At 71.1% G+C, this 8,518-nt stretch carries 7 protein-coding genes; 5 read left to right on the top strand and 2 right to left on the bottom strand.

Annotated elements, in window-relative coordinates:
- Positions 1-123 precede the first annotated feature (123 nt).
- Positions 124-1,383, bottom strand: coding sequence for a nucleotide disphospho-sugar-binding domain-containing protein (locus ACZ573_RS37580; protein ID WP_471313244.1), 1,260 nt, complete (start codon positions 1,381-1,383; stop codon positions 124-126).
- Positions 1,384-1,718: 335 nt separating this feature from the next.
- Between ACZ573_RS37580 and ACZ573_RS37575 the strand changes: the two genes are divergently transcribed.
- Entirely contained in the window at positions 1,719-2,624 is a 906-nt protein-coding gene (locus ACZ573_RS37575) for a proline iminopeptidase-family hydrolase (protein WP_471313242.1), read from the top strand.
- Between the two features lie 23 nt (positions 2,625-2,647).
- Positions 2,648-3,598, top strand: a complete 951-nt coding sequence (locus ACZ573_RS37570; protein ID WP_314254113.1) for an ACP S-malonyltransferase — start codon at positions 2,648-2,650, stop codon at positions 3,596-3,598.
- Between the two features lie 5 nt (positions 3,599-3,603).
- On the opposite strand, the gene ACZ573_RS37565 is transcribed toward ACZ573_RS37570, so the two are convergent.
- Positions 3,604-3,852, bottom strand: coding sequence for an acyl carrier protein (locus tag ACZ573_RS37565; RefSeq protein ID WP_471313241.1), 249 nt, complete (start codon positions 3,850-3,852; stop codon positions 3,604-3,606).
- A 124-nt stretch (positions 3,853-3,976) separates the two neighbouring features.
- On the opposite strand from ACZ573_RS37565, the gene ACZ573_RS37560 reads away from it, so the two are divergent.
- From ACZ573_RS37560 to ACZ573_RS37550, 3 genes are all read left to right on the top strand, one after another.
- Positions 3,977-5,548 carry an AMP-binding protein gene (locus tag ACZ573_RS37560; RefSeq protein ID WP_471313239.1) on the top strand — a complete coding sequence of 524 codons (1,572 nt, stop codon included), beginning with the start codon at positions 3,977-3,979 and terminating at the stop codon, positions 5,546-5,548.
- Between the two features lie 158 nt (positions 5,549-5,706).
- Positions 5,707-7,239: an AMP-binding protein gene (locus ACZ573_RS37555; RefSeq protein WP_471313236.1), complete on the top strand. Its 1,533-nt coding sequence runs from the start codon at positions 5,707-5,709 to the stop codon at positions 7,237-7,239.
- The gene (locus ACZ573_RS37550; RefSeq protein WP_471313234.1) at positions 7,236-8,483 is read left to right on the top strand and encodes a type III PLP-dependent enzyme domain-containing protein; all 1,248 of its coding nucleotides are present in this window, start codon (positions 7,236-7,238) and stop codon (positions 8,481-8,483) included. The genes ACZ573_RS37555 and ACZ573_RS37550 overlap by 4 nt, the downstream gene beginning before the upstream one ends.
- Positions 8,484-8,518: the final 35 nt, after the last annotated feature.

The raw sequence follows: 8,518 nt of genomic DNA, 5'->3' as shown, positions 1-8,518 counted from the left end.
CCCCCCCCCCCCCCCCCCCCCCCCCCCCCCCCCCCCCCCCCCCCCCCCCCCCCCCCCCCCCCCCCCCCCCCCCCCCCCCCCCCCCCCCCCCCCCCGGGCCCGTCCGCTGTGCGGGGCGCGGGATCAGCGGGCGCCGGCCATCGCCTCCAGCTCGGGCACCAGGTCCAGCATCGACGGCGTCCCGAGGATCTCCTGGCGCACCTCCGCCGCGTTCTCGCGGAACGAGGGATCCTCCAGGAGGCGCCTGACCTGGTCGCGCACCCGCTCCGCGGTGATGTCCTCCAGATCGATGAAGAGGCCGTACCCGCGTTCCTCCTGGGCCACCGCGGAAGCCCGCTCGCTCCAGGTCGTTCCGGGCACGATCAGCTGCGGGACGCCGTTGACCGCCGCGTTGCCGACGGTGGCGCCGCCGCCCTGGTGGACGATCGCCGAGCAGCTCGCCAGTACCTCGTGCATGGGCAGGAACCCCGCCGCCCGCACGTTCGGCGGCACGTCCCCGACCGCGGCCAGCTGCTTCTCGTCGAGGGTCGCCACTACCTCGATGTCCAGCTCGCCCAGACCGGCCAGCAGATCGCTCACCGACGCCTGCTCCTCCCCGTGCACCTGCCGGTTCGACACCCCGAGGGTCAGCAGGACCCGCGGTTTCTCCGGATGCTCGTAGACCCAGTCCGCCACGGTGAGCGGCCGGTTGACCGACACGAACCGCATCCGGAGGTAGTCGACGGGCAGATCGAAGGGGATGCAGGAGGGGGTGGGGTCGATGGTGGCCATGCCGAACCGCAGGCTTTCGTCGAACGCGCAGCCGTGCCGGGCCAGCCAGGCGGACATCCAGTCCTGCAGCGGGTCGGGCCACGCGACGTCGGGCCGGCGCTGCTTGAGCTTCTCGTACTCGAAGTGGACCCGGGCATTCTGGTCGGCCGCGTACATCACGCGGACGTGGGCCGCGCCGACAACCTTCGCGACGAGCGGGGCCGCGTAGATCAGCGGGTCCCAGACGATCAGGTCCGGCCGCCACTGCTTGGCGAACCTGAGCGCCTCGTTGATCAGGGAGTCCGGGTTGATGTGCCGGATCATGGCGGCGGTGGTCTCGTACACGCCGCTGACGAACTCGTCCGTCAGCATCTCGGGACGGCTCTCGGAGAGCTTGTACGGCGTGTCCATGGAATTGTCGCCGTTGTCGCCGTTCTGGCGGTGCTTGGCGATGTCGAAATCGCCTCCGACCCACATGCAGTCGAGACCGGTTTCGAGGAAAGGCTCGACCTCCGAGGGATTACGCTGACCGACATAGCGGACCTCGTGGCCGGCCGATTGCAGGGCCCATCCGACGGGCGCCAGACTGTAGATGTGGGTTCTGGTCGGGAACGACATCAGCATGATGCGCATGGAGCTCTCCAGTGGCTCGGGCCGGGACGTCATCGCGGGCGGACCGGCTGTGCGCACGCACGCCAAGGATCGCCCAACTTCGCAGACTAGGGCGTGTGTTGCCCCGGGCCGGAGGGCTCGGGCCACCTGACTTGGCCCTGCTGCGGAAGTTAGGGGGTCGGCCCGGCCGTGCGGTGCCGGGTGAGTCGATCTAAGGGCCCCTAAGGGGTTGGTGCGGGCGAGAGGGCGGCACTAGATATGAGTGCTGCGGTACGGCCCGGGCGGAATTCCGGCCACGCCTTCCGAGGTGCTCACCGCTCTTCGCCCCTCGCGTTATCCGGTGAAAGGTGATCGACATGACCGTGGCCCCCAGCGCCAAAGGCCGCGTGCCTTTCGGGGAGTACCGCACCTGGTACCGGATCACCGGCACACCCGGCGCCGGGCGCCCGGCCGTGGTGGTCCTGCACGGCGGCCCCGGCAGCACCCACGACTACCTGCTGAGCCTGGCCGCGCTCGCCGACGAGGGCTGGCCGGTCGTGCACTACGACCAGCTGGGCAGCGGCGGTTCCACCCGGCTGCCCGACCGCGGCGCCGGCTTCTGGACCGTGGAGCTCTTCGAGGCCGAACTGGACAACCTGCTGCGGGAACTGGGCGTCGCGGACGACTACGTCCTGCTGGGACAGTCCTGGGGCGGCATGCTGGCGGCCCGCCACGCGGCCCGCCGGCCGGCCGGGCTGCGCGGCCTGATCATTGCGAACTCGCCCGCCTCATACGTCCTGTGGCGCCAGGAGATGGAGGTGCTGCGGGCCGCGCTGCCGCCCGAGGTGGACGCCACGCTGCGCCGCCACGAGGCGGCGGGCACCACCGACACGGAGGAGTACTACCTGGCGATGCGGGTCTTCTACGACCGGCACGTCTGCCGGATCGTGCCCTGGCCCCGCGACTACCTCGCCTCCTTCATGGAAGCCGTGGACAACCCGACGGTCTACGCGACCATGAACGGCCCCAGCGAGTTCTACGTCAACGGCACCCTCAAGGACTGGTCGGTGGAGGACGTGCTCCCTGACATCGCCGTGCCGACGCTGCTGGTCTCCGGCCGCCACGACGAGGCGACGCCCGTCACCGTGCAGCCGTACCAGGACCTGATCCCCGATGTCCGCTGGGAGATCTTCGAGGAGTCGAGCCACGTGCCGAACCTCGAGGAGCCCGAGAAATTCCACGCGGTGCTCGTCGAGTTCCTCAAGGGCCTCGGCCCCGCGTGACCGAGCCGATAGGAGTCCACGTCATGGAGAGCGGGAACAGGACAGGAACGGCGTTGGTGTTCCCCGGCATGGGGCCTTCGCGCTTCGCCGACGTCGGCAAGTTCATGCTGGCCAACCGGCACGCCCGGCGGCTGGTGGCGGCGGCCGGCGAACGGCTGGGCTACTCGCTGACCGACCGCTTCCGCCAGGCGGAGGGGGACTACTCCGAGTACGCCCAGGTCGCGTTCTTCGTGAACTGCCTGGCCCTCGCCCAGTGGGCGGAGGAGGAACTGGGGGTCCGTCCCGACGTCTGCACGGGACCGAGCTTCGGCGAGAAGCCCGCGGTCGCCTACGCACAGTCGCTGTCCTTCGAGGACGCGGTGTGGATGACCGCCCGGCTGGCCCGCCTGCTGGAGGACTACTTCGCGGGCGCGCACCAGGACGTGGTGACCCACTCCTTCGTCCGCACGCCGAAGGAGAAGGTCGAGGAGATGCTCGCCGACCTGACGGCACGCGGCGAGTGGTCCGACATCTCCTGCCACGTCGACGAGGACTTCTACATGGTCTCGCTCCGGGAGCGGAACCTGGAGTGGCTCGACGGGCGGATCCGCGCGATGGGCGGCATGTCGCTCTACAGCATGCGCCCGCCCATGCACTCGGCCGCCTTCGGGGAACTGCGCCGCAGGGCCGAGGAGGAGGTCATCGGCGGGCTGGAGTTCCACGACCCGAAGCTCCCCGTCGTGGCCGACCAGGACGGCACGGTGCTCCGTACGGCGGACGAGGTCAAGGCCATGCTCCTCGACGGGTTCGTCCGGCCGCTGCGCTGGCCGGACGTGGTGGGTTCGCTGCGCGACCTCGGCGTGGGCAAGGTCGTCGTCAGCGGGCCGGACACCCTCTTCGGCCGGGTGGGCTGCACGACGAGGAACTTCGAGGTGCTCGCGGTCGGACCGCGCCTCGCCATGCAGCCCCGCCGCCGGGGCACACCGGCGGCCTGAGCCGGTCAGTCGACCGACTGGAGGGACTCCTCGAGGGACTTCCACAGCGTGCCCGCCGTGGCGAAGGTCTCGGGGGTCAGCGCCTCGGCCCCGAACCGGATGTCGTACGTGGCCTCCAGGTCGGTCAGCAATTCGACCATGGCCAGCGAGTCCAGTCCGTAATCCCTCAGCGAGGTGTCCTCCGCTATCGGTTCCGTCGTGGAGAAAAACGGAAGATGCCTGCGCAGGAGCTCTTCAAATCTACTGTCCCACATGACTGCTCCAAATTCCGGAAGTGGTTGCGTGGAATACGAATGCCGTGTGCTCGGGTCGGAGTGTACTTGTCCGCCGTAGCGCATTCGACCCTGATGAACCCCTAATTGCAGCGGAGACCGAACAATGGATGCAAAGACGGGGCCCGCGCTGTACGGACGATTCCTGCGCGGCCTTGAGCTCTCGCCGGACCTTCCCGCATTCGAGGCCGGCGCCGGGACGCTCACCTACACCGAGACCCACGAGCTCGCCCTGCTCTGGTCGGGGGCCCTGGCCAGGGCCGGCGCCCGGGCCGTAGGGGTGCTCGCGGCCAAGGGCCCGGCCGCCTACGCGGGGATCCTCGCCGCCCTGTACGCGGGCGCCGCAGTGGTGCCGCTGCGGCCGGACTTCCCCGCGGCCCGGACCCGCCAGATGATCGACGCCGCCGGGGTGACGGCGGTGATCGCCGACGAGCGCGCCGCCGCCGGCCTGGGTGAGGTACTGGAGGGCCGCACCGACGTGGCCGTCCTGGTGCCGGACCGGGACCGGCAGCGGCCGGTCCCCTTCCCGGCCCTGGACCCGGTTGCGGCCGAGGCCCTCGACGCGCCCCGGCCCGTCCGGCCCGAGGACCTGGCGTACGTCCTGTTCACCTCGGGCTCGACCGGCCGCCCCAAGGGCGTGACCCTCACCCATGCCGCGACCGACCACTACTTCGGGCTGCTGGACAAGCGCTACGACTTCGGCCCGCACGACGTCTTCTCGCAGTCCTTCGACCTGAACTTCGACTGCGGCGTGTTCGACGTCTTCTGCGCCTGGGGGGCGGGCGCGCGGCTGGTGGCCGTCCCCGCCCAGGCCTATCGCGACCTGCCCGGCTTCCTCGCCGCGAACGGGGTGACCGTGTGGTTCTCCACCCCTAGCGCGATCGACCTGGTCCGCCGTACCAGCGGCCTCGTGGAGGGCGCCCTCGCCGGCCTGCGCCGGAGCTTCTTCGCCGGCGAGGCCTTCACCACCCGCGACGCGTCCGAGTGGCAGCGCGCGGCGCCCGCCTCGACGGTGGAGAACCTCTACGGGCCCACCGAACTCACCATCACCATCGCCGGACACCGCTGGTCCGAGGAGCTCTCCCCGCAGCTCGCCGTCAACGGCGTCGTACCCATCGGCACCGTGCACGAGGGCCACCACTGGACCCTGCTCGACGAGCGGGGCGAGCCGGACCCGGCCGAGGGCGAACTGGTCATCGCGGGACCGCAGCTGACCCCCGGCTACCTCGACCCGGCCGACGGCGAAGGCCGGTTCCTGGAGCGGGAGGGCCGCCGCTGGTACCGCACCGGCGACCGGGTCCGGCTGATCGCCCACGGCGAACTGGCCTATCTGGGGCGGCTGGACTCCCAGGTGCAGATCCAGGGCTGGCGCGTGGAACTGGCCGAGGTGGAGCACGCGCTGCGGGACTGCCCCGGGCTCTCGGACGCCGTGGCACTCGGGATCCCCGGGGCCGCCGGCACCGAGCTCTTCGTCTTCTACACGGGGGCCCAGACCCCGCCCGTCGAACTGGCCCGCACCCTGCGCCGCACCCTTCCCGAGGGCATCGTCCCCCGCCACTACCGGCGGCTGGACGAACTGCCGCTCAACACCAACCGCAAGGTCGACCGAAAGGCGCTGGCCGAGCTGGCCGGTCGGCTGCTGGGGGCCCGCGGCTCATCACTCTCATTCCCAAGATAGGGGAGGGTAGGGGTGGGTTCCCGCCACCGCCCTCAGGTAGGTTTTTTGAAAGAGATGCGGAATTCTGATCTGCCTGCCGGCCTGAATTGCGCTCCCGTGGCGTGAATGAATGAGCGCCCCTTTCGATACCTTAGGTCCACGCAGTCTGGAGTTCGGAATTGGACGCGCACAACGCTCCCCGACGTGATCTGCTGATTCACGATCTGCTCGATGCCGCCGTTTCCCGGTCACCGCGTTCCGGCGCCGTCCGCGATCCGCAAGGCGTCTGGGACTACCGCGAACTCGACCGCTTCAGCCACGGGGTCGAGGCCTGGCTGAACGCGCACGGCGTCGGCCCGGGGGACAGGGTCGTGGTCCAGCTCCCCACGAACCGCGCGCTCGTGGCCCTCTTCTACGGGGTCTCCCGGCGCGGCGCGGTCTTCGTCCCGCTGAACCCCGCGATGAAGCCCTTCCACCTGGCCTCGGTCCTCACCAACGCCGAACCGCGGCTGGTCATCGCCGAGGACGCGGCCGTCGGTGCCGTACGCCAGGCCGCCGGCAGCGGGGCCCCGTACCCGGTCCACGGCTTCGAGGGGGCCTGGAACGAGATCGCCGAGCTGACCCGCGACGGCGTCCGCGCCCGGCCGGCCGCGACGGGACCCGAGGACATCGCGGTCCTGATCTACACCTCCGGCAGCACCGCCGCGCCCAAGGGCGTCGTCGGACCGCACGGCGCCGTCACGTTCGCGACCGGCGCCCTCACCACCGCACTCGGCTACCGCGCGGACGACATCGTCTTCTGCCGCTTCCCGATGTCCTGGGACTACGGCCTCTACAAGGTGCTGATGACCACCCTCGTGGGCTGCGAGATCGTCCTGGAGAGCGGTGACTCGGACCTGGTCCTGCTGCGCCGCATGCACGAGGTCGGGGCCACCGTCGTTCCGCTCGTGCCCTCCTTCGCCAGCATGATCGCCGCCCTCGCCAAGCGCTCGCCCGAGCACATGGCCCCGGTCCGGCTGTTCACCAACACCGGTGCGGCACTGCCCCAGTCCACCATCGACGCACTGCGCGGTCTGTTCCCGGACGCCAGGGTGGTCCGCCAGTTCGGCCAGACCGAGTGCAAGCGGATCTCCGTCATGCCCCCCGAGGAGGACCACGAGCGCCCCGACTCGGTCGGGCTGCCGCTCCCCGGCACCCGGGTACTGATCCTGGACGAGGACGGCGCCGAGGTGCCCGTGGGGGAGACCGGCGAGATCGTCGCCGTCGGACCTCACGTGATGCCGGGCTACTGGCGCGCCCCCGAGCTGTCCGAACGGGCCTTCCGCCCTGACCCCGAGACCGGCGGACTGCGCCTGCACACCGGCGACTACGGCCACCTGGACGCCGACGGCTACCTCTACTTCGAGGGCCGGCGCGACGACATGTTCAAGCGCAAGGGCATTCGGATGAGCACGCTGGAGATCGAGGCGGCGGCGATGGACATCCCCGGTGTGCGCGCCGCGGGAGCCGTGCCCCCGAGCGGCGGACGGGACCTCGCCATCGTCGTCGAGAGCGACATGGAACCCCGCGCGGTGCTCAAGGAACTCGCCGAGCGCCTGGAGCCGCAGAAGGTTCCCGCGCTCTGCCACACGGTCGACTCCTTCCCGCTCACCGCGCACGGCAAGAACGCCACCAAGGAACTCGTCCTGCTACTGGAAGGTACGGCCCGGTGATCACCCACGCGGCTCTCGCCGAACGTTTCGGCACCCCGCTGTACGTGTACGACCTCGACAAGGTGATCGAGGGCCGCCGGGCCCTGTTCGCCGCACTGCCCGAAGGCTTCGAACTGTTCTACGCCTTCAAGGCGAACCCGCACCCGGACCTCGCCCGCGCCCTGCGCGAGGGCGACGGCGAGGGCGGTGCCTGCCGCGCCGAGATCAGCTCCACCGGAGAACTGACCGCGGCCCTCGAAGCGGGCTTCGCCGCCGGCGAGTGCCTCTACACCGGCCCCGGCAAGACGGACGCCGAACTCGACGACGCCGTCACCCGCGGCGTGCGGTTGTTCTCCGTGGAGTCGCACACCGACCTGGAGCACGTCGGCGCCGCCGCCCTGCGCCACGGCGCCGACGACGTCCGCGCCCTGCTGCGCATCAACAGCGCGACCGGCAGCGCCACCACCAGCATCCGGATGACCGGACGGCCGTCCCAGTTCGGCATCGACAGCGAGACGCTCCCCGCCCTCATGCCGGAGCTGCTCGCGGTCCCCGGCGTCCGCGTCGTCGGCGCCCACCTGTTCACCATGAGCAACGCGAAGAACGAGGACGCCCTCGTCGAGGAGCTGCGCCACGCCGTCGAACTCGCCGCCCGGCTGGAGCGCGAGGCCGGCCTGCCCATCGAACTCCTCGACATCGGCGGCGGCTTCTCCTCCCCGTACGCGGTCCCCGGCACCCGCCCCCGCTACGACAAGCTCCGCTCCGAACTGGAACGGATCCTCGACCTGCACCTGCCCCGTTGGCGGGACGGATCCATCACGCTGGCCTGCGAGTCGGGCCGCTACCTGGCGGGCGAGAGCGGCTCGCTGCTCACCGGCGTCGTCAACATCAAGGAGAGCCGCGGCAGCCGCTTCGTCGTCCTCGACGCGGGCATCAACGCCGTTGGCGGCCTCTCCGGACTCGGCCGCCTGCTGCCCGCGGCCGTCGGTGTGGCGGGTGACGGCCTCGACGAGACGGGCAGCCTGGTCGGTCCGCTGTGCACCCCGGGCGACCTGCTGGGCCGCGACATCGCCCTGCCCGCCCTCGCCCCCGGCGACGTCGTGACCGTCCCCAACGTCGGCGCGTACGGCGTCACCGCGAGTCTGCTGGCCTTCCTGGGGCGGCCCGCGCCGACCGAGGTCGCCTTCCGCGGCGACCGGATCGTCTCCGTGTCCCGGATCGACTACCGCCGCGTCCACGAGCCGGTGGAGGGAACGGACCGGTGACCGCCTCCCACGGCCTGTCCACCCCGGACGGCCTC

This window comes from Streptomyces sp. NPDC040545, from assembly GCF_055595065.1.
Note: the sequence above shows the minus strand (reverse complement) of the source record. Positions and strands in the feature narration are given on the sequence as shown.